A 19,925-nucleotide genomic window follows, 5' to 3' on the forward strand; every position below is an offset into this window, starting at 1 on the left:
CACCGGCGCCGAATCAGCTGCCCTTGCGCACCAATCCGACAAGCCAGAGCAGGATCACCGATCCGAGGATGGCGGTGAAGAGGGTGAACCACCAGCCGCCGCCTCCTGTGTTGAGGAAGAAGCTGAGCAGGAATCCGCCGATGAGCGCACCGACCACGCCGATGACGATGTTCATCAGAATGCCGGAACCACCGCCCTTGACGATCTTGCCGGCGATCCAACCGGCGATCGCACCGATGATGATGTAGCCGATCCAGCCGACGCTGGTCAGCGTGGAGGAACGAGCCAGGATTTCGGTTGCCGCCATTACATCCATTGCAGATCTCCTGCCTGTCACTGGCTATGCCCAGCGGGCTCGCTGAGCCACCACCCCAGATGTACCTCCCGAACGTAACAATTCGGTTGGCTAATTGGGAACGATCAGCGTTCGCCTGCGGGATTTTCGTGAATAGTGCGCGCCCGGCATCAGGCCGGGGGCTGCATCTCCGGCGGAGCGTTGGTGACCGGCACCGGCACCCCGACACCCGGATGCGCCGGGTCGGCCGGCGGTGGCGGTGCATTGGGGTCGGGAGCGGCCGACGCCGGCGGCGTCCACGGCCGGATCGAGTTGGCCAATGTCGCAGCGGCGGCCTTGTCGACCGGATGGCTCGCCGAACCCAGCCAGACCACGAACCAGCGTTCCGGAGCACGCTGCCCCCGCGGGGTTCCAGGGGCCGGCGGTGCACCGACCACACCGGCCCAGATCTGGCCGTTGGGCTTGTTGGTATCGGTGAACTTCACCTCGTAGTACGAGGCGACGCCGCTGAGCCCGTTGGCGTCGAGCGGAACGGTCTCCTGATTCACCCGGGTTCCGGGGAAGGGCATGAAGAACTCGCCCATGTCGGAGGCCAGCCGGACAGCTGCCTTGGCATTGTCGGCCTCGGCGCCCGCGAACAGCTTCAGGTCCAGGCGCCCGAGCAGCACGCTGGTGTCATTCGGAGGCTCGGGCGTGCCCTCCGGCGGGATCTTGGTCAACAACGCCTGGCCGTAGGACAACTGGGTCGCGTCGGACACTTTCCAACCGCCGGGTATGACGTAGCTGAAGCCGCCCGCGGCGTTGTCCACGCGGCCGGGTTCCGGGGCGGCGGGAGCGGGAGCGGGAGCGTTCGGATCCGCAGGCGCGGGAGGCGCAGCGTTCGGATCCGCGGGAGCAGGTGCGGCCGGAGCCGGAGCCGGAGCGTTGGGATCGGCAGGTGCACCGGGAGCCGGCGCGGGAGCTCCGGGAGCCGGAGCGGGCGCAGGTGCACCGGGAGCCGGAGCCGCGGGGGCCGGGGCGGGCGCACCTGGCACAGCTGGAGCGGGCGCCGGCGCCGGGGGCGCCGGCACGGGATCCGCATACGCCACCGCCGGCAGCGCGACGGCCGCGGCGGTCGCGCCGGTCATCGCAACCAGTGCCAGCTTCTTCGACAGACCTCTGCGCCGATGTGACATCGCATCCGACTCGTCCATGGGGATGAAACTACCGTGTTACGGCCGTGACGCAAGTGTGAGTTGCTCTTAGAGTGCTCAAAAGTGAGATTGCTATTCACAGCAAATAGCCAGGTAGATGCAATAGAGGTCGATTGCTGACACACGGGTGTGTCGGGCGCCACGCCGGAGCTGGCAACCCGCCCCCCGACACTCGTCGCGCCGGACCCTCAACAGGTGATTCGGACCTGCGCACGCGCGCGTTACGTGGCGGACCGGGAGTCACTTCCGGTGTCCCGCCGGGTGGACGGCAACCTCCTGCGCCTTCACCGAGAAATAGACCGTGTCACCCGGGGCCAGCCGCAGCTCGGCGGCCGACTCCGCAGTGATGTCAGCGGCCAGGCCGGGCGCACCGTCGGGCTGCTCATCGGCCCGCACCCGGATGCCGGGCCCCCGGCTGTCGAGCTCGGCGACCGTCACCGCGACGGTGTTGCGCGGACTGCCGTGCGGCTCGTCGCGGTATACCGAGACCGACGCCGGCGAGAACAGGGCGACGGCCTGCACGCCGGGCTGCACGTCGGTCGCCGGCGTGCCGTACCAGTTCGTCTGCCACGCGGTCGTCAGCACGCCATCGGTGGCGGCCGTGCCTCCGATCAGATTGACGCCGGCGAACCTCGCGGCGAAATGACTCTTGGGCGAAGCCAATACTTCTGCGACAGAACCACTTTCGACCATGCGCCCACCCTCGACCACGATCACCCGGTCGGCCAGCGTCAGGACATCGAGCAGGTCGTGGGTGATCAGCACCGCACACCTGCCACCAACGGCGAGCACGCGGCGCAACACCTTGCGCATCGAGGCCGCCACCGCGACGTCCAACCCCGCCAACGGTTCGTCGAGCAGCAGAACCTCGGGATCGGCGGCCAGCGCCCGGGCCAGAGCCACCCGTTGCGCCTGACCGCCCGACAGTCGGCGGGGCCGCCGATCGGCCAGATCCGTGGCGTCGACCTCGGCCAACCACCGGCGAGCGCTCTCATAGGCAGTGCGGCGTCCGGTCCGGTGCCCACTGCGTGCACCGAATGCCACATTGGCCAGCACGCTCAGGTGCGGAAACAGCAGTGAATCCTGCAGCAACAAGCCGACCCGACGGTCATGCGTTGGCACGTGCACACCTGCGGCCGTGTCGGTCAGCACCCGGTCCCCCACCTGCACCCTCCCGACATCCAGGCCGACCAGTCCGGCGATCGCGTGCAATGTGGTCGACTTACCCGCGCCGTTGGGGCCCAGTACCGTGAGCACCTCCCCTGCCGCCACACCGAATTCCAGGTCCAGGCCACGGTTTTCGACGACAATTCGCGCGTGCAGCGTCATGTCCAACCACCCGCCCGCAGCCGGCGACTGCCGAGCCCGATGACCACCACGGCCGCTACCGCCACCAGCAACACCGACAACGCCACGGCGGCGTCGGCGTCGCTCTCGCGCTGCAGATAGATCTCCAGCGGCAAGGTGCGGGTCACTCCCTGGCGCGACCCCGCGAACGTCAACGTGGCACCGAACTCGCCCAGGGAACGCGCGAAGGCCAGGACCGCTCCCGAGATCAGGCCCGGCCCCAACAGTGGCAGGGTCACCCGCCACCACACGGTTCCCGGCGACGCACCCAGCGTCGCCGCCACGACCTCGAAATCGGCACCGGCGGTGCGCGCGGCGCCTTCCAGCGCAATGACCAGGAATGGCAGGGAGACGAAGGTCTGCGCCAGCACCACCGCGACCGTGGTGAACGCGATGTGCACCCCGGCGGCCTCCAGGTACCGGCCGACCAACCCCAGCCGACCGAATGCGTACAGCAACGCGATACCGCCCACCACCGGCGGCAGCACCAGCGGCAACAGGATCAACGGCCGCACGATTCGGGTGACCGAACCGCCGGTGCGGGCCAGCACCAACGCCAACGGCACCCCGAACAGCACACACAACACCGTGCTGGCCAGCGATGTCTCCAGGCTGAGCTTCAGCGCAGCCGTCGACGAAGGGCTGGAGATCAGGGACCCGAACTGCGGCCAGTCCACCTTTGCCACCATCGCCACCAGGGGCAGCACGACGAATATCGCACCCACCGCGGCAGGGACATATATCCAGCGTGGAAGCCGTGGCGAATTCGTCACGACACACCCGTGCCGACCACGTCGACGCAGGTCGCAGCGCTGGGTCGGATCATCTCGGCCACCTTATGCGAGCCGACAATGGGCGCGCCGAGTTTCCTGACCTAGCTACTGTCCAGTAACATTGGCCGTTGGTCGCCCCCGCCCGGCGCGGCGACCCCAGGTACATGGAGGTACATCATGGCGGAGGTGCTGGTCACCGGCGGCGACACCGAACTCGGCCGCGCGATTGCGGCAGGTTTCCTCGAAGCCGGCCACAACGTGATCATCGCCGGCGCCCGCCGCGAAGATCTAGAGTTGGCGGCCAAGCAGCTCGACATCTCCTCGATCGTGTTCGACAACACCGATCCCGCCAGTGTCGAGAACGCCCGCGCGCAGTTCCCCCACTACCTGGACACCCTGGTCAACGTCCCGGCCCCGCTGTTCGAGGCCAAGGACCCCCGCACCTTCACGCTGGCCGATCAGGCCAGCGCCTGGCGCAACGCGCTGGACGCCACCGTGGTCTCGGCCGCGCTGACCGTGCAGATCGTCGGCGACCAGCTGCGCTCGGGCGGTTCGATCGTCAACGTGGTGCCCGCGAGCCCGCGTGAAGGCAGCATCGAAGCCGCTGTCAAAGCCGCCCTCGGCGACTGGACTGCCGGCCAGGCCGCGTACTTCGGCACCCGCGGAATCACCGTCAACGCCATCGCCCCCGGCCTGTCCGCCGAACCCGGCTACGACGGCCTCGGCAGCACGCCGCCGTCGGTCGCCGACGAGTTCGCCCGTCTCGCAGTGTTTTTGAGTACGCCGGCAGCACGCCACATCACCGGGCAGACGATGCACGTCAGCCGCGGTTCAATGGCAACTCTGGGTTAGCGCGCTAGGGTCGGAGTGGTGACAATCCGACTCGGACTCCAGATCCCCAATTTCTCCTACGGCACCGGCGTTTCCGAACTCTTCCCGACCGTCATTGCCCAGGCGCAGGAAGGCGAGGCCGCCGGCTTCGACTCCGTCTTCGTGATGGACCACTTCTACCAATTGCCCGGCCTGGGCACCCCCGACCAGCCGATGCTGGAGGCCTACACCGCACTGGGTGCGCTGGCCGCCGCCACGCAGAAGGTGCAGCTCGGCACCCTGGTCACCGGCAACACCTACCGGAACCCGACGCTGTTGAGCAAGGCCATCACCACGCTCGACGTGATCAGCCAGGGCCGCGCGATCCTCGGCATCGGCACCGGCTGGTTCGAGCTGGAACACGACAGCCTTGGCTTCGAATTCGGCACCTTCACCGACCGATTCAAGAAGCTCGACGAGGCACTGCAGATCATCGTGCCGATGCTCGCGGGCGAACGCGTCAGCCTCGACGGCAACTACTACCGCACCCAGGATGCCTTCGCCGAACCGCGCTTCCGCGACCACATTCCGCTGATGATCGGCGGCAGCGGTGAGAAGAAGACCATCCCGCTGGCGGCCCGGCACTTCGACCACCTCAACATCATCGCGAACTTCGACGAGTTGCCCCGCAAGCTCGACGTGGTCCGGCAGCAGTGCGAGCAGATCGACCGGGACCCGGCGACGCTGGAGACCAGCATGCTCGTGATCGCCCTGATCGGCGAGCAGTTCACCGCCGATGCCATCCCGCCCGACTTCCGGCAACGTGCGGTGTTCGGTAGCGCCGAGCAGATCGCCGAACAGCTCAAGACCAAGCTCTTCGACACCGGGGTCGACGGGGTCATCCTCAGTCCGGTGACCATGGGCGGTTACGTGCCCGGCGGCATCACCGCGGTGGCCGAGGAGTTGAAACCACTGATATCCGGGTAAACATTCGGTTTGGTTAGCCATCTCACCGCACTGATCGGAATGGCGCCGTCTAACCTAGTGGTTATACGAGTGGCAAACACGTTCGCGAGGAGCAGCAATGAGCCATCCCGGAGCTACGGCATCGGATCGGCATAAGGTAGTCATCATCGGATCGGGCTTCGGCGGTCTGACCGCAGCCAAGACCCTCAAACGTGCCGACGTCGACGTCAAGCTGATCGCCCGCACCACACACCACCTGTTCCAGCCGCTGCTGTATCAGGTGGCCACCGGAATCATCTCCGAAGGTGAGATCGCGCCCGCCACCCGCGTGATCCTGCGTAAGCAGAAGAACGCTCAGGTGCTGCTGGGCGATGTCACGCACATCGATCTGGAGAACCAGACCGTGGATTCGGTGCTGCTCGGACACACCTATTCCACTCCGTACGACAGCCTCATCATCGCCGCAGGCGCCGGACAGTCCTACTTCGGCAACGACCATTTCGCCGAGTTCGCTCCCGGCATGAAGTCGATCGACGATGCGCTCGAACTCCGTGGCCGCATCCTCGGTGCGTTCGAGCAGGCCGAGCGTTCCAGCGACCCCGTGCGCCGGGCCAAGCTCCTCACCTTCACCGTGGTGGGCGCCGGTCCGACGGGTGTTGAAATGGCCGGGCAGATCGCCGAATTGGCCGATCAGACCCTGCGCGGCAGCTTCCGTCACATCGATCCCACCGAGGCCCGGGTGATCCTGCTCGACGCGGCACCGGCAGTACTGCCTCCCATGGGGCCGAAGCTGGGCAAGCGGGCCCAGGAGCGGCTGGAGAAGATGGGGGTCGAAGTTCAGCTCGGCGCCATGGTGACCGACGTCGACCGCAACGGGTTGACGGTCAAAGACTCCGACGGCACGCTGCGGCGTATCGAATCGGCTTGCAAGGTGTGGTCGGCCGGTGTCTCGGCCAGCCCGCTCGGCAAGGATCTGTCCGAGCAGTCGGGCGTGGAACTCGACCGGGCCGGCCGGGTCAAGGTAGGGGCGGACCTGACGCTTCCGGGCCATCCCAACGTGTTCGTGGTCGGCGACATGGCCGCGATGGAGGGCGTGCCGGGTGTCGCCCAGGGGGCGATCCAGGGCGGCCGTTACGCCGCCAAGCTGATCAAGCGCGAGGTCGCCGGAACCAGCCCGAAGATCCGGGCCCCCTTCGAGTACTTCGACAAGGGCTCGATGGCGACGGTGTCGCGGTTCTCGGCGGTGGCCAAGGTCGGCCCGGTCGAGTTCTCCGGGTTCTTCGCCTGGGTGTGCTGGCTGGTGCTGCACCTCGTGTACATCGTCGGGTTCAAGAGCCGTCTGGTGACGGTGCTGTCGTGGGGTGTGACCTTCCTGAGCACCAAGCGCGGTCAGCTCACCATCACCGAACAGCAGGCCTACGCCCGCACCAGGATCGAGGAGCTCGAAGAGATCGCTGCCTCGGTGCAGGAAACCGAGAAAGCGGCGTCCTAGAGCCCTGGTACGTCAGGGGGCAGCCGGTCACCTTGCCAAGTGGCCAGGCTGCCGCCGGCGGCCAGCGCCAGCACGGTTCCGGGCGCCTCGAATACGGGTGCCGGATAGCGCAATTCGCTGATGCAGGCCCGAGGGGCGGCCAGTACGTCATCGGCCACTGCCCCGCAGCCGAGTTCGATCCGGTGACGCAACAACGGCGCCGAACCGGCGTCGGCATGCATCGCTGACGACCAGAAACCTTCTCGCTCGCCGGATCTGCCGATCTGCACCCGCTCCCGGATCCGCGCTCGGGCGGACTCGGCCAGCCGCAGTCGCGTGGTGGTGCGATGCGACGAACCCCCGGCCACGACGGTCGGCTGCGGATCGAGATCCAACTGCCCGGCGATCTCGAGGTCCCAGTGCGCCGCAGACTGTAGCGTGGCCGCGCCGGGCAGCACCACTGTCGCCGCGGCGGTGCGAATCCGCAGCTGGGCATCGGCTTCCACCACTATCCGGACGCTCATGGTGTCGCCGCCGAGCGGGGTGGCAGCCGTGGAGACCAGGTGCACCGTGTCGGGCTCGGTGCACCGTCCGGCCAGACCGCCGCGCGCCTCGATCCGGGGCAACCGTCCCGGCGAGGCCACGATCACGACGTCGGAATGCATCACGACGACGGTGCCTGTGCGACCTTCAACTGTTCACGCACCCAGGTCAGTACCGGGCCCGCTGTCGGATCCTCGGTCAGCGAAACCAGAGCCGTCGGCCGGTGTGCGCGGACCTTCGCCGCATCGCGGCGCATCACCTCCAGATCGGCCCCCACCAGCGGTGCCAGATCAGTCTTGTTGACCACCAACAGGTCCGAGTACGTGACACCGGGGCCGCCCTTGCGCGGCACCTTGTCTCCCCCAGCCACGTCGACGACGAAGATCTGCACATCGACCAGCCCCGACGAGAACGTCGCCGTGAGGTTGTCGCCGCCGGATTCGACGAGGATCAGATCCAGTGCCGGGTTGGCCTCGATCAGATCGTCGATCGCATCCAGGTTCGCGGTGATGTCATCGCGGATCGCAGTGTGCGGACATCCCCCGGTCTGCACCGCGGCGATCCGCTCGTCGGGCAGTACCGCATGCCGGCGCAGGAAGTCGGCGTCCTCGGTGGTGTAGATGTCGTTTGTCAACACCGCCAGGGACAACTCATCGCGCAGCTGCCGGCACAGTGCCGCCACCAGGGCGGTCTTGCCCGATCCGACCGGACCGCCGACCCCGATGCGCAGCGGCTCACCCGGGCGACGTACCCGCTTGGGCCGGTCCACGTGGGTGTGCGGTTCGCCGTCGAGGAAATGCGGTGGCATGGTGGGCCTTTCGAGTGCTGTGACATACAGGGGTCAGGAGACGAACAGCGGCCGGTCACGTTCGGTGTGACGCTGTGCCAGGACATCGAGCAACGGGTCGGACAGGTCGGCCAACCCGGTGACCGCCTCGGCCGCCACCTCGTCACACAACCCGGACAGCTCGAAGGTCAGGGCTGCGACATCGGCGGGGTCCAACGCAAGCAACCGCTGCGCGGCAGTGGCCGAACCCGTCATGGTGGTGTAGACCACCGACAGTGCCGTCTCATCCGGATCCAGCCCGGCCGCCGCCCCGACCGCACCGGCCGCGACCGGCAGGTGCGGCCGCGAACCGAGCACATCCCACGATTGCAGCGGCCAGACCCGCCTGGCCAACCGGACCAATCCGCGGCCCTGGGCACGCGAGGCGTCACGCGACGCCGGAGCCGGTGTGCGGGCATCGGTCTCGGCATCGGCGGCCCCGGGATCCAGGGCCCCGGTGTGTACCGCCACCGCCACCGAGGCAGCGACCAACCCGCTGGTACGGATGCGCCGGACCAGATAGGCGCGCAACGTGTCGACGTCCGTGAGCAGACCGCTGGTCACCGCCTCCTCGACGCCCCCAGAATGCACGTGCCCGCCCGTCGGCAACCGCGAATCGGCCAGGGTCAGAAGTGTTGCCAGGCTGGTCATCTAGAAGCTGCTCATCAGAACAGGAAATACCGCTGCGCCATGGGCAGTTCCACCGCGGGCTGTTCCTGCCACACCTGCCCGTCGACCCGGACGGTGAACGTGTCCGGATCGACCTCAATGCGCGGCATCGCGTCATTGAGTGGCATCTGGGCCTTCCCGACCTGCCGAACGTTCTTGACCGCAGCCAGCTTTCGACGAATGTCGAGACGACCTGCCAGACCGTCCTCGATCGCCTGCGGAGTCACGAAATGCACCGACGTGGCGGCCGCCGCGGCGGGAGCCGCCCCGAACATCGGCCGCGGCAACACCGGCTGCGGGGTGGGGATCGAGGCGTTGGCATCACCCATCGCCGCCCAGGTGATCATGCCGCCCTTGAGCACCGCATGCGGTCGCACCCCGAAGAACGCCGGTTCCCACAGCACCAGATCGGCGAGCTTGCCGACCTCGACCGAACCGATCTCATCGTCGAGACCGTGCGCGATGGCCGGGCAGATGGTGTATTTCGCGACGTAGCGGCGGACGCGGTTGTTGTCCGCCGCACCGTCGCCTTCCAGCGCGCCGCGCCTGCGCTTCATCACGTGTGCGGTCTGCCAGGTCCGCAACACCACCTCGCCGATCCGGCCCATCGCCTGCGAGTCACTGCCGATCATCGAGATGGCCCCGATGTCGTGCAACAGATCCTCGGCGGCGATCGTCGACGGCCGGATCCGGCTCTCGGCGAACGCCAGATCCTCGGGAACGGCCGGGTTGAGGTGGTGGCACACCATCAACATGTCGAGGTGCTCGTCGAGGGTGTTGACCGTGTGCGGACGCGTCGGATTCGTGGAACTGGGCAGCACATTCGGGTGCGAGGCGACGGTGATGATGTCGGGCGCGTGCCCGCCACCGGCACCTTCGGTGTGATACGCGTGGATGCCGCGGCCCTTGATCGCGGCCAGCGTGTCCTCGACGAAACCGGCCTCGTTGAGGGTGTCGGTATGGACATTGACCTGCACCCCGGCGGCTTCGGCGACCGTCAGACAGGCATCGATGGCCGCCGGCGTGGTGCCCCAGTCCTCGTGCAGCTTGAATCCCGCTGCGCCACCGCGCAACTGCTCCCACATCGCTTCGGCGCTGACAGTATTGCCCTTGCCCAGCAGCGCGACGTTCAGCGGCCAGGAATCCAGCGCTTCCAGCATCCTGGCCAGGTGCCAGGAGCCGGGGGTGACCGTGGTGGCCTTGCTGCCCTCTGCCGGACCGGTACCGCCGGCCACGATCGTGGTGATCCCGCCGCCGAGGGCCTCTTCCATGATCTGCGGACAGATCAGGTGCACGTGACAGTCGATCGCGCCTGCGGTCAGGATGCGACCGTTGCCGGCGATGATCTCGGTCGACGGACCGACGACCAGGGCAGGGTGTACCCCGGTCATGATGTCGGGGTTGCCGGCCTTACCGATCCCCACGATGCGTCCATCGCGGATCCCGATGTCGGCCTTGATGATTCCCCAGTGGTCGATGATCACCGCACCGGTGATGACGGTGTCCGGTGCGCCGTCGGCCCTGGTCGCCCTCGACTGGCCCATCGACTCGCGCAGTACCTTGCCACCGCCGAAGACCGCCTCGTCACCGGCGTGCCGGGGTCCGCCGCTGCGGTCCTCGGTGATCTCGATGAACAGGTCGGTGTCGGCCAACCGGATCCGGTCACCGGCGGTGGGGCCGAACAGCGCCGCGTAGCGCGCACGGGTCAGTTCGGTCATTGGGCATCCAATCGGCCGGGCGCGTCGAGACTGATTCCGTATACCTCGCGGGCACCGCCCAGCGGCACCAGGGAAACCCGCTGGGCCACACCGGGTTCGAAGCGAACCGCGGTACCCGCCGGGACGTCCAGACGGTGCCCGCGGGCGGCCGCCCGGTCGAAGTCCAGAGCGGCGTTGGCCTGCGGCAGGTGCACATGGCTGCCGACCTGGACCGGCCGGTCACCGGTGTTGATGACATCCAGGATCAAGCGCGGCGCACCGGCATTGAGCACGATGCTGCCGTCGCCGAACACGATTTCGCCGGGGATCATCGCTCAGGCAATCGGGTGATGGACAGTGACCAGCTTGGTGCCATCGGGAAAAGTCGCTTCGACCTGCACGTCGTGCAGCATCTCGGGCACCCCCTCCATGACCTCCCCGCGGGTCAGCACATCGCGTCCGCTCGCCATCAACTCGGCAACCGTCCGACCGTCACGCGCGCCTTCCAGCAGGTGATCGGTGATCACCGCGACAGCCTCGGGATGGTTGAGCAGCAAGCCGCGAGCCTGTCTGCGCCGCGCCAGGTCTGCGGCATACGAGATGAGCAGACGGTCCTGCTCATGCGGGGTCAAACGCATAGTGCGCGATATTGCCACGGCGAGCAGGTTTCGGCAGCGCTCACCGTCCCTGCCCGACTGGCGGGCTCACCTTATTCGGAGATGTTCTGCAGTCGCACCTGACCGCGCGCCACGAGCTTGTCATTCTCATCGGTGATGGTGATCAGCCACAGCTGCTGGCGGCGTCCCCGGTGGATCGGTGTGGAAACCGCTGTGACAGTGCCGGATCCGATGGCACGCAGGAAATCGGTGTTGTTGTTGACCCCGACCACCGTGCCGCCACCGTTCTCCGACAGCCACACGTGGCCCGACACACTGGCCAGGCTCTCGACGATCGAGCAGTAGACGCCGCCGTGCACGATGCCCCACGGCTGCAGAAGCTTGTCGTGAATCGTGAGCTGTGCGCGGCCGCCGTCGGGCGTGAGCTCGAGATAGGTCAGGCCCAGTTCCGTGTCGAAGCCTTTGCCCAGGCCTTCAGGGGAATCAATGGTCACAGTCCTCGTGTCTACACGCCGCATTGCCACAAAGATTCGGGCGGGTCCCGCGTATCAAACGCGGGACCCGCCCTCGAGCGGACCGGGGGTCTCTGCAGCCCTCAGGACTCCGGCACGGTCCGTTGGTCTCGTATCTACATACTAGGCAAGGCTATCCTAATTAAGCAAGACCTTCCCTGCCCGGCCGCAGCCGCGGACCGGCAAACCGAAGCCGACCAGGGCATCGAGCACCGCCTGGCCGCGCCGCATGCTCACAACCTCACTCGACCCGGCCAACAGAGGCACCTGGGTGGCTGCGCCGACCACGGCCGCGCCCACCATGTGCCACATCGCTGCGGCCGAAATCGCGCGATCACTGATCTCCACCAACCGGGCGAACAACGGCTCAAGCGCCCGATGGCTGCGATGGGCCACCCAGGTGGTCAGCGCGGCCTCACTGGGCAGCGGGACCATCCCGTTGTGGGAGGCGCTGGCGAAGTGGGCGCTGCGGCCAGAGAAGTAGGGATCCCCGGGCAGTCCGCGCAGGGTCGGGTCGACGACGCCGACCCAGTCGATCGCTCCCTCGGAGTCGACATGGACCCACAGGTTTTCCAGGCCGGTGTCCCAGGCCCGCCCTTCCAGCACCAGCAGCGGCACCACCCGACCGATCACCACGTGGGTGAACGTGGCGGCCAACTGCTGCGCGACGGCGGCCCGGTTCCCGGTCTCGGCCATCGCGGCGTCGAACATCCCCCTCAGCCGATCCGCGGACAACGCCTCCGCGAGCGGCCACCATCGCCGGCGCGACAGGTCGCGCACAACGGCCACGCCGTAGACCCGCGGACACTCCGGATACAGCTCGCGTAAACGCCGACTCGACTCATGCAACGGCAGCGTCCGCTCGATAGCCATACCCGCGATCAGCGGATCTTCGATCAAGACCGTCATGTCACCTCCGAAAGCTCCAGTTTGACTTAGGTTAGCCTTACTATAGTCACGTGAAGCACGAGAGCCATCCCCTGTGACTGGATTCACAAGACGCCCGACAAAGGGCGCTGACCTTGCCCTAACCCGATGTAGACAGCTGTCCGGAGGCTGGTCACAACGGCATACGACGCGCGGTAGTAAACCCGTAGTACGCTGGCTTTACTGCTCAGGAGAGTGAACGGAACATGGCCAAAATGACGCGTCTCGGGGAGCTTGAGCGCGAGGTGATGGACCACTTGTGGTCCGCACCCGAACCCCAAACAGTGCGCCAAGTCCATGAGGCGCTGGCCGCCCGCCGCGACTTGGCCTACACCACGATCATGACCGTGCTGCAACGACTGGCGAAGAAGAACCTGGTCGTACAGCACCGCGATGACCGCGCGCACCGCTATGCGCCCACAAATGGTCGCGACGAGCTCGTCGCCGGCTTGATGGTCGACGCCCTCGACCAGGCCGCGGACTCCGGCAGCCGCGAGGCCGCGCTGGTCCATTTCGTCGAGAGAGTCGGCGTCGATGAGGCCCGGGCGTTACGCCGGGCACTCGCTGAACTGGAGAACAAACACCAGCTGCCCCCACCGGCTGGCAATTCGGGCCCTGCCTGAGAGAGACTTACGGCGTGTCCGCGCTGGCCTTCACCCTCGTCGCGCTGGCCCTGGTTGGGCCAGTACCGGCAGTGCTGGCGCGTGCGGCGTGGCCCCTGCGCGCCCCGCGCGCGGCAATCGTGCTGTGGCAGTCGGTCGCACTGGCCGCTGTGCTCTCGGCTTTCTCGGCCGGTATCGCGATCGCGAGCCGGCTGTTCGTACCGGGGCCGGACGGCCGACCGACCGCGACCATCACCAGCGAGATCGAGGCCCTCGGTTGGCCGCTGTGGGTGCTGCTGGTCGTGGTGTTCACTCTCACCCTGTTCATCGGGGGGCGGCTCTGTCTGGCCGTGATCCAGGTGGCGGTAGCCACCCGGCGGCGGCGCGCCCATCACCGCATGATGGTCGACCTGCTCAGCAAGTCCCGCGACGCGGTGCCGGCCCATCTCTGTACGGCGCACCGCCCGCTCGCCGGTGACGGGCTGCGCATCCTCGAGGTCGCGCAGCCGCTCGCCTATTGCCTGCCCGGTGTCCGCAGTCGCGTCGTGGTGAGCGAGGGAACGTTGACCACGTTGTCCGACAACGAGATCGCCGCAATCCTCACCCATGAACGGGCCCACCTGCGCGCCCGCCATGACCTGGTCCTGGAGATGTTCACCGCGGTGCACGCCGCCTTCCCGCGGTTCGTCCGCAGCGCCAACGCCCTCGACGCGGTCCGGCTACTGATCGAGCTGCTGGCCGACGACGCCGCGGTACGCACCGCAGGCCCCACTCCCCTGGCCCGGGCGCTGGTCGCCTGCGCGAGCGGCCGCACCCCGTCGGGCGCACTGGCGGCCGGCGGGCCTACCACCGTGATCCGGGTACGACGTCTGGGCGGCAAGCCCAACAGTGTGCCCATGGCGGCCACCGCCTATCTGGCCGCGGCCGCCGTGCTGGTGGTGCCTACTGTTGCCGTTGCCGTCCCCTGGCTCACCGAGCTTCACCGCCTGTTCGCCGGACTGGGATAAACCCCTGTCCAACAGGCGTTCTGACACAACAAAACAACGAAAGGCTGCTGCATGAGCAAGACCAGCACTTCCGGCACGGCGCAGATCGGGGTCACCGGCTTGGCCGTGATGGGCTCCAATCTCGCTCGCAACTTCGCCCACCACGGCTACACCGTCGCCCTGCACAACCGGTCGATCGCCAAAACCGATGCGCTGTTGGCCGAGCATGGCTCCGAGGGCAAGTTCGTGCGCAGTGAGACGATCGCGGAATTCCTTGACGCCCTGGAGAAACCACGCCGCGTGATCATCATGGTCAAGGCCGGCGATCCGACCGATGCCGTCATCAACGAGCTGGCCGAGGCCATGGAGCCCGGCGATATCATCATCGACGGCGGCAACGCCCTCTACACCGACACCATCCGCCGCGAGAAGACGATCCGCGAGCGCGGCCTGCACTTCGTCGGCGCCGGCATCTCCGGCGGCGAGGAAGGCGCGCTCAACGGCCCGTCGATCATGCCCGGCGGCCCCGCCGAGTCGTACAAGTCCCTCGGCCCGCTGCTGGAGGAGATCTCCGCCCACGTCGATGGCGTGCCGTGCTGCACCCACATCGGCCCGGACGGGGCCGGACACTTCGTGAAAATGGTGCACAACGGCATCGAGTACTCCGACATGCAGCTGATCGGCGAGGCCTACCAGCTGCTGCGCGACGGCCTCGGCCTGGAGGCGGCACAGATCGCCGACGTGTTCACCGAGTGGAACAAGGGCGACCTGGACAGCTACCTGGTGGAGATCACCGCCGAGGTGCTGCGCCAGGTGGACACCAAGACCGGCAAGCCGCTGGTGGACGTGATCGTCGATGAGGCCGAGCAGAAAGGCACCGGGCGCTGGACCGTGAAGTCCGCCCTGGACCTCGGGGTTCCCGTCACCGGCATCGCCGAGGCCGTGTTCGCCCGCGCGCTGTCGGGTTCGGTCGCCCAGCGCAAGGCGACGACCGGACTGGCGTCCGGCGAGCTCGGCGACAAGCCTTCTGAATCAGCACAATTCATCGACGATGTCAGCAAGGCGCTGTACGCCTCGAAGATCATCGCCTACGCCCAGGGCTTCAATCAGATCCAGGCCGGCTCGGCCGAGTACGGGTGGGACATCACCCTGGGCGATATGGCCACCATCTGGCGCGGCGGCTGCATCATCCGGGCGAAGTTCCTCAACCGGATCAAGGAGGCGTACGACGACGATGCCGACCTGGCCACCCTGATCGCCGCGCCGTACTTCCGCGACGCAGTCGAGGCCGGCATCGACAGTTGGCGGCGGGTCGTGATCAAGGCCACCGAGTTGGGGATTCCCGTCCCGGGCTTCGCCTCGTCGCTGTCGTACTACGACGCGCTGCGCACCGAGCGGCTGCCTGCCGCACTGACCCAGGGCCTGCGCGATTTCTTCGGCGCGCACACCTACGGGCGTACCGACGCCGAGCCCGGCCAGAAGTTCCACACCCTCTGGAGCGGCGACCGCAGCGAAGTCCCTGCCTGAGTAGATTCGTTGATGTGAGGTTTCTTCCGGGGCACACCCCGCCGTACGACCTGACCTACAACGACGTCTTCGTCGTCCCCGGCCGGTCGGATGTGGCATCGCGGTTCGACGTCGATCTGTCCACCAACGACGGGTCCGGCACCACCATCCCGGTGGTGGTGGCGAACATGACGGCGGTGGCGGGCCGGCGGATGGCCGAGACCATCGCGCGTCGCGGCGGCATCGTGGTGCTGCCGCAGGACCTGCCGAGCACCGTGGTGGCCGAAACCGTGAAGTTCATCAAGAGCCGCGACCTCGTCGTGGACACACCGGTGACGCTGGGCCCCGACGACTCGGTGTCCGACGCCGTGGCGCTGCTGCACAAGCGTGCCCACGGCGCGGCGGTGGCGGTGTTCGAGGGACGCCCGATCGGTCTGGTGACCGAGGCGAGCTGCGCCGGCGTGGATCGGTTCGCCCGCATCCGTGACGTCGCGGTGTCGGACTTCGTCACCGCCCCGGTGGGCACCGATCCGAGACTGGTGTTCGACCTCCTCGAGCACGCTCCGATCGATCTCGCGGTGCTCACCGCGGCGGACGGCTCCCTGGCCGGGGTTCTGACCCGTACCGGAGCGGTGCGCGCAGGTATCTACACCCCGGCCGTCGACGCCGCCGGACGGCTGCGGGTCGCCGCGGCCGTCGGGATCAACGGCGATGTCGGCGCCAAGGCCCGCGCACTCGCCGAGGCCGGGGTGGACCTGCTGGTCATCGACACCGCACACGGGCATCAACTCAAGATGCTCGACGCCATCAAGTCGGTGGCATCGCTGGACCTCGGCCTGCCGCTGGCGGCGGGCAACGTGGTCTCCGCCGAGGGCACCCGCGACCTCATCGAAGCCGGCGCCTCGATCGTCAAGGTCGGGGTGGGCCCCGGCGCGATGTGCACCACCCGGATGATGACCGGCGTGGGGCGCCCGCAGTTCTCGGCCGTCGTCGAATGTTCTGCTGCGGCAAAGGAACTCGGTGCCCATGTGTGGGCGGACGGCGGGGTGCGGCACCCGCGGGACGTGGCGCTGGCGCTGGCCGCCGGCGCCGCCAACGTGATGATCGGCTCGTGGTTCGCCGGAACTTATGAATCCCCCGGCGACCTGCTGCACGACCGGGCGGAACGGCCGTACAAGGAGAGCTACGGCATGGCCTCCAAACGTGCGGTGGCCGCCCGTACCGCCGGGGACAGCCAGTTCGACCGCGCCCGCAAGGCTCTGTTCGAGGAAGGCATCTCCTCCTCGCGGATGAGCCTCGATCCGGGGCGCGGCGGAGTCGAGGACCTGCTCGACCACATCACTTCCGGGGTGCGCAGCACCTGCACCTATGTCGGGGCCAGCAACATCACCGAACTGCACGAGAAGGTCGTGCTGGGCGTGCAATCGGCCGCCGGTTTCGCCGAGGGTCATCCGCTGCCGACCGGATGGTGACCGCGATACTATTGAGGTTCTGAGTAACGCGTGGACGGTCGGGCATTGCCCGGGTCGCCTACAGCGTCAGATCGAACGAAAGGGTTCACGTGCCGCAGGCACCCACCGAGGCCTCCGGTTCTGAACCGGCCTTCGGGGTGGAACACCAGTCGCTTCTGAGCGCCGAAGCTGACGACCCCTCTCCTAGTCGGCCGGGCCCCGGGCCCGGCGTACGCCTGGTGAGGATCTGATGGGCGGCTCTACCGACGTGGTTTTCTCGTTGCTGTCGATCCTGGCGATCGTCCTACTCACCCTCGGCACCGCGGTATTCGTGGCCGCCGAGTTCGCGCTGACCGCGCTGGAGCGCAGCACGGTCGAGGCCAACGCCCGTACCGGCGACCGCCGCGACCAACTGGTCCGCCGCGCGCACCGCACCCTGTCGTTCCAGCTCTCCGGCGCCCAGGTCGGCATCTCGATCACCACACTGGCCACCGGTTACCTGGCCGAACCCGTGGTCGGGGGACTGATCCGCCCCGGCCTGGATGCCATCGGCATTCCCGCCAGATTCGCCGGCGGTCTGTCTCTGTTCCTGGCGATACTCATCGCTACGTCGCTGTCGATGGTGTTCGGCGAGCTCGTGCCCAAGAACCTGGCCGTGGCCCGCCCGGTCCCGACGGCGCGCGCGGCTGCACCGTTCCAGCTGCTGTTCTCGATGTTGTTCACCCCGGTCATCCGGTTGACCAACGGCACTGCGAACTGGATCGTGCGCCGCCTCGGCGTCGAGCCCGCCGAGGAACTGCGCTCGGCGCGCTCGGCCCAGGAACTGGCGTCGCTGGTCCGGAATTCGGCCCGCAGCGGGTCGCTCGATCCCACCACCGCATTGCTGGTGCACCGCTCACTGCAGTTCGGTGAGCGCACCGCCGAGGAACTGATGACTCCGCGCTCCAAGATCGAGGTACTCGACGCCGGCGATTCGGTGACCGACCTGATGTCCACCGCGATCCGCACCGGGTATTCGCGGTTCCCCATCGTCGAGGGCGACCTCGACGAGACGATCGGCGTCGTCCACGTCAAGCAGGTGTTCTCGGTACCGCGCGAAGACCGGGACCGGACCCGGCTGGCCGCGCTGGCGCTGCCGGTGGCGACGGTGCCGTCCACCCTCGACGGCGATGCCGTGATGACCCAGATACGGGCCAACGGGTTGCAGACCGCACTGGTGGTCGACGAGTACGGCGGCACCGCCGGCATGGTGACTGTCGAGGACCTCATCGAGGAGATCGTCGGCGACGTGCGTGACGAGCATGACGATGCGACCCCCGACGTGGTGCAGGCCGGGGCCGGCTGGCAGGTGTCCGGGCTCCTGCGCATCGACGAGGTCGCGACCGGCACGGGATTCCGTGCTCCCGAGGGCGAATACGAGACCATCGGCGGGCTGGTCCTGCAGCAGCTCGGCCACATACCGGAGACCGGCGAAGCCGTGGAGCTCACCGCGTTCGACCCGGACGGTGATCCGGACAAACCGACTCGATGGCTGGCCACGGTGGTGCGGATGGACGGGCGCCGGATCGATCTGCTCGAGCTGACCAGACTCGGCAACCGGGAGAACGACCATGGGTGACATCCTCGGCGTGCTGCTGACCGTGCTGCTGCTGGCCGCCAACGCGTTCTTCGTGGCGGCCGAGTTCGCGCTGATCTCGGCCCGCCGAGACCGGCTGCAGGCACTCGCCGAGCAGGGCAAGCACAGCGCTGTGACCGTCATCCGGGCCGGCGAACACCTGTCGCTGATGCTGGCCGGCTCCCAGCTGGGCATCACGATCTGCTCGATCCTGCTCGGCCGGGTCGGCGAACCCGCCGTCGCCCATCTGCTGGAGAAACCCTTCGCGCTGATCGGCGTGTCCGACACCGTGCTACATACGGTCTCGTTCTTCATCGCCCTGGCCATCGTGGTGACCCTGCACGTGCTGCTCGGCGAGATGGTGCCGAAGAACATCGCCATCGCGGGGCCCGAGACTGCGGCGATGCTGTTGGTCCCGCCGTACCTGGTGTACATCCGCGCGGCCCGGCCGTTCATCGCCTTCTACAACTGGTGCGCCAACGCCACCCTGCGCGCATTCCGAGTCGAACCGGTCGACGAGCTGGCCTCGGCCGTGTCGACCGTCGAGCTCTCGGAGATGATCGCCGAATCGGTGTCCGAAGGCCTGCTCGACACCGAGGAGCACGGTCGCCTGACGCGGGCCCTGCAAACCCGCAGCCGCACGGTCAACGACGTCGCGATGCCGTTGAACGAAATTCACGCGATACCCGTTGCCGCCGAAGGCAGCGGGCCGACTGTGGGTGCGGTCGAGCAGGCCCTCTCCGAGACCGGCTACTCCCGCTTCCCCGTGACCGATACGTCGGGGACGGTCATCGGATACCTGCACATCAAGGATGTCCTGCCGAAGATCAGCGACCCCGATGCGGTACTGGACGTGACGATGGTGCGGCCCTTGCCGCGAGTCCCGGCCTCGCTGCCGCTGCCCGACGCGCTGTCCCGGATGCGACGCAGCAACAGTCACCTCGCATTGGTGGTCGAAGCGAATGAGCACGGCGAGGAGCTCGAGCGGCATGACGGTGCGGGCGACGGGCCTCACGGAGAGGTGTCCGGGACCGTCACCGCGATGGTCGCCCTGGAAGACCTGGTCGAGGATCTGGTCGGAACGGTTCGCGACGGCACGCACCGCATCTGACCGGCCGG

21 protein-coding genes are annotated in these 19,925 nt (G+C 67.7%); 9 read left to right on the forward strand and 12 right to left on the reverse strand.

The features are described 5' to 3' along the window. Positions 1-13 precede the first annotated feature (13 nt). The 4 genes from AB0I14_RS26530 to AB0I14_RS26545 all read right to left on the reverse strand — a co-directional run bounded on the left by AB0I14_RS26530 (position 14) and on the right by AB0I14_RS26545 (position 3,608). Positions 14-316, reverse strand: a complete 303-nt coding sequence (locus AB0I14_RS26530; RefSeq protein WP_358028167.1) for a GlsB/YeaQ/YmgE family stress response membrane protein — start codon at positions 314-316, stop codon at positions 14-16. 149 nt (positions 317-465) lie between these two features. Continuing rightward, complete coding sequence (locus AB0I14_RS26535; protein ID WP_358028170.1) at positions 466-1,488, reverse strand: alanine and proline-rich secreted protein Apa; 1,023 nt, start codon at positions 1,486-1,488, stop codon at positions 466-468. A 240-nt stretch (positions 1,489-1,728) separates the two neighbouring features. Further along, positions 1,729-2,817 carry an ATP-binding cassette domain-containing protein gene (locus tag AB0I14_RS26540; protein WP_358028172.1) on the reverse strand — a complete coding sequence of 363 codons (1,089 nt, stop codon included), beginning with the start codon at positions 2,815-2,817 and terminating at the stop codon, positions 1,729-1,731. Continuing rightward, positions 2,814-3,608 carry an ABC transporter permease gene (locus tag AB0I14_RS26545; protein WP_358028174.1) on the reverse strand — a complete coding sequence of 265 codons (795 nt, stop codon included), beginning with the start codon at positions 3,606-3,608 and terminating at the stop codon, positions 2,814-2,816. The genes AB0I14_RS26540 and AB0I14_RS26545 overlap by 4 nt, the downstream gene beginning before the upstream one ends. A 177-nt stretch (positions 3,609-3,785) precedes the next feature. On the opposite strand from AB0I14_RS26545, the gene AB0I14_RS26550 reads away from it, so the two are divergent. The 3 genes from AB0I14_RS26550 (at position 3,786) to AB0I14_RS26560 (ending at position 6,876) form a co-directional block, all read left to right on the forward strand. Beyond that, a complete protein-coding gene (locus AB0I14_RS26550) occupies positions 3,786-4,460 on the forward strand; it encodes an SDR family oxidoreductase (protein ID WP_358028177.1) in 675 nt (224 codons plus the stop codon). An 18-nt stretch (positions 4,461-4,478) separates the two neighbouring features. Further along, the gene (locus AB0I14_RS26555) at positions 4,479-5,405 is read left to right on the forward strand and encodes an LLM class F420-dependent oxidoreductase (RefSeq protein ID WP_358028179.1); all 927 of its coding nucleotides are present in this window, start codon (positions 4,479-4,481) and stop codon (positions 5,403-5,405) included. Between the two features lie 97 nt (positions 5,406-5,502). After that, complete coding sequence (locus AB0I14_RS26560; protein ID WP_358028181.1) at positions 5,503-6,876, forward strand: NAD(P)/FAD-dependent oxidoreductase; 1,374 nt, start codon at positions 5,503-5,505, stop codon at positions 6,874-6,876. Here AB0I14_RS26560 and AB0I14_RS26565 read toward each other — a convergent pair. The 8 genes from AB0I14_RS26565 to AB0I14_RS26600 all read right to left on the reverse strand — a co-directional run bounded on the left by AB0I14_RS26565 (position 6,873) and on the right by AB0I14_RS26600 (position 12,628). Further along, on the reverse strand, positions 6,873-7,520 hold the full coding sequence (locus AB0I14_RS26565) for an urease accessory protein UreD (RefSeq protein WP_358028183.1): 648 nt from the start codon (positions 7,518-7,520) through the stop codon (positions 6,873-6,875). The genes AB0I14_RS26560 and AB0I14_RS26565 overlap by 4 nt on opposite strands. Then, positions 7,520-8,206, reverse strand: a complete 687-nt coding sequence (gene ureG / locus AB0I14_RS26570) for an urease accessory protein UreG (RefSeq protein WP_358028185.1) — start codon at positions 8,204-8,206, stop codon at positions 7,520-7,522. The genes AB0I14_RS26565 and ureG overlap by 1 nt, the downstream gene beginning before the upstream one ends. Positions 8,207-8,239: 33 nt before the next feature. Further along, positions 8,240-8,875 (reverse strand): urease accessory UreF family protein, encoded by a 636-nt coding sequence (locus AB0I14_RS26575; RefSeq protein WP_358028187.1) that lies wholly within the window; start codon positions 8,873-8,875, stop codon positions 8,240-8,242. Between the two features lie 14 nt (positions 8,876-8,889). Next, positions 8,890-10,611, reverse strand: coding sequence for an urease subunit alpha (locus tag AB0I14_RS26580; protein ID WP_358028189.1), 1,722 nt, complete (start codon positions 10,609-10,611; stop codon positions 8,890-8,892). Then, positions 10,608-10,922 carry an urease subunit beta gene (locus AB0I14_RS26585; RefSeq protein ID WP_358028192.1) on the reverse strand — a complete coding sequence of 105 codons (315 nt, stop codon included), beginning with the start codon at positions 10,920-10,922 and terminating at the stop codon, positions 10,608-10,610. The genes AB0I14_RS26580 and AB0I14_RS26585 overlap by 4 nt, the downstream gene beginning before the upstream one ends. A gap of 3 nt (positions 10,923-10,925) precedes the next feature. Beyond that, positions 10,926-11,228 (reverse strand): urease subunit gamma, encoded by a 303-nt coding sequence (locus AB0I14_RS26590; protein WP_358028194.1) that lies wholly within the window; start codon positions 11,226-11,228, stop codon positions 10,926-10,928. A gap of 71 nt (positions 11,229-11,299) precedes the next feature. After that, positions 11,300-11,701, reverse strand: coding sequence for a PaaI family thioesterase (locus tag AB0I14_RS26595; RefSeq protein ID WP_358028196.1), 402 nt, complete (start codon positions 11,699-11,701; stop codon positions 11,300-11,302). Between the two features lie 156 nt (positions 11,702-11,857). After that, the gene (locus tag AB0I14_RS26600) at positions 11,858-12,628 is read right to left on the reverse strand and encodes an iron reductase (RefSeq protein ID WP_358028199.1); all 771 of its coding nucleotides are present in this window, start codon (positions 12,626-12,628) and stop codon (positions 11,858-11,860) included. Positions 12,629-12,852: 224 nt separating this feature from the next. Here AB0I14_RS26600 and AB0I14_RS26605 point away from each other — a divergent pair, with 224 nt between their 5' ends. The 6 genes from AB0I14_RS26605 to AB0I14_RS26630 all read left to right on the forward strand — a co-directional run bounded on the left by AB0I14_RS26605 (position 12,853) and on the right by AB0I14_RS26630 (position 19,917). Then, positions 12,853-13,269 (forward strand): BlaI/MecI/CopY family transcriptional regulator, encoded by a 417-nt coding sequence (locus AB0I14_RS26605; protein ID WP_358028201.1) that lies wholly within the window; start codon positions 12,853-12,855, stop codon positions 13,267-13,269. Between the two features lie 14 nt (positions 13,270-13,283). Next, positions 13,284-14,255 (forward strand): M56 family metallopeptidase, encoded by a 972-nt coding sequence (locus AB0I14_RS26610; protein WP_358028203.1) that lies wholly within the window; start codon positions 13,284-13,286, stop codon positions 14,253-14,255. Between the two features lie 51 nt (positions 14,256-14,306). Further along, positions 14,307-15,761, forward strand: coding sequence for an NADP-dependent phosphogluconate dehydrogenase (gene gndA, locus AB0I14_RS26615; protein ID WP_358028205.1), 1,455 nt, complete (start codon positions 14,307-14,309; stop codon positions 15,759-15,761). 14 nt (positions 15,762-15,775) lie between these two features. Continuing rightward, positions 15,776-17,212, forward strand: a complete 1,437-nt coding sequence (locus tag AB0I14_RS26620) for a GuaB1 family IMP dehydrogenase-related protein (RefSeq protein ID WP_358028207.1) — start codon at positions 15,776-15,778, stop codon at positions 17,210-17,212. Positions 17,213-17,441: 229 nt separating this feature from the next. Next, a complete protein-coding gene (locus AB0I14_RS26625) occupies positions 17,442-18,809 on the forward strand; it encodes a hemolysin family protein (RefSeq protein ID WP_358028210.1) in 1,368 nt (455 codons plus the stop codon). Further along, a complete protein-coding gene (locus tag AB0I14_RS26630; protein ID WP_358028213.1) occupies positions 18,802-19,917 on the forward strand; it encodes a hemolysin family protein in 1,116 nt (371 codons plus the stop codon). Before AB0I14_RS26625 ends, AB0I14_RS26630 begins: the two co-directional genes overlap by 8 nt. Positions 19,918-19,925: the final 8 nt, after the last annotated feature.

Source organism: Mycobacterium sp. NPDC050441 (assembly GCF_040655355.1).
Taxonomy (GTDB): Bacteria; Actinomycetota; Actinomycetes; order Mycobacteriales; family Mycobacteriaceae; genus Mycobacterium.

What these genes read in the sequence shown, in the direction of transcription:
- AB0I14_RS26565 (WP_358028183.1), bottom strand. Translation starts at nt 7,520, where the DNA reads ATGCATTCCGACGTCGTGATCGTGGCCTCGCCGGGACGGTTGCCCCGG.
- AB0I14_RS26630 (WP_358028213.1), top strand. Translation starts at nt 18,802, where the DNA reads ATGGGTGACATCCTCGGCGTGCTGCTGACCGTGCTGCTGCTGGCCGCC.
- AB0I14_RS26590 (WP_358028194.1), bottom strand. Translation starts at nt 11,228, where the DNA reads ATGCGTTTGACCCCGCATGAGCAGGACCGTCTGCTCATCTCGTATGCC.
- AB0I14_RS26575 (WP_358028187.1), bottom strand. Translation starts at nt 8,875, where the DNA reads ATGACCAGCCTGGCAACACTTCTGACCCTGGCCGATTCGCGGTTGCCG.
- ureG (WP_358028185.1), bottom strand. Translation starts at nt 8,206, where the DNA reads ATGCCACCGCATTTCCTCGACGGCGAACCGCACACCCACGTGGACCGG.
- AB0I14_RS26560 (WP_358028181.1), top strand. Translation starts at nt 5,503, where the DNA reads ATGAGCCATCCCGGAGCTACGGCATCGGATCGGCATAAGGTAGTCATC.
- AB0I14_RS26540 (WP_358028172.1), bottom strand. Translation starts at nt 2,817, where the DNA reads ATGACGCTGCACGCGCGAATTGTCGTCGAAAACCGTGGCCTGGACCTG.
- AB0I14_RS26580 (WP_358028189.1), bottom strand. Translation starts at nt 10,611, where the DNA reads ATGACCGAACTGACCCGTGCGCGCTACGCGGCGCTGTTCGGCCCCACC.
- AB0I14_RS26605 (WP_358028201.1), top strand. Translation starts at nt 12,853, where the DNA reads ATGGCCAAAATGACGCGTCTCGGGGAGCTTGAGCGCGAGGTGATGGAC.
- AB0I14_RS26530 (WP_358028167.1), bottom strand. Translation starts at nt 316, where the DNA reads ATGGATGTAATGGCGGCAACCGAAATCCTGGCTCGTTCCTCCACGCTG.
- AB0I14_RS26585 (WP_358028192.1), bottom strand. Translation starts at nt 10,922, where the DNA reads ATGATCCCCGGCGAAATCGTGTTCGGCGACGGCAGCATCGTGCTCAAT.
- gndA (WP_358028205.1), top strand. Translation starts at nt 14,307, where the DNA reads ATGAGCAAGACCAGCACTTCCGGCACGGCGCAGATCGGGGTCACCGGC.
- AB0I14_RS26600 (WP_358028199.1), bottom strand. Translation starts at nt 12,628, where the DNA reads ATGACGGTCTTGATCGAAGATCCGCTGATCGCGGGTATGGCTATCGAG.
- AB0I14_RS26535 (WP_358028170.1), bottom strand. Translation starts at nt 1,488, where the DNA reads ATGGACGAGTCGGATGCGATGTCACATCGGCGCAGAGGTCTGTCGAAG.
- AB0I14_RS26625 (WP_358028210.1), top strand. Translation starts at nt 17,442, where the DNA reads ATGGGCGGCTCTACCGACGTGGTTTTCTCGTTGCTGTCGATCCTGGCG.
- AB0I14_RS26550 (WP_358028177.1), top strand. Translation starts at nt 3,786, where the DNA reads ATGGCGGAGGTGCTGGTCACCGGCGGCGACACCGAACTCGGCCGCGCG.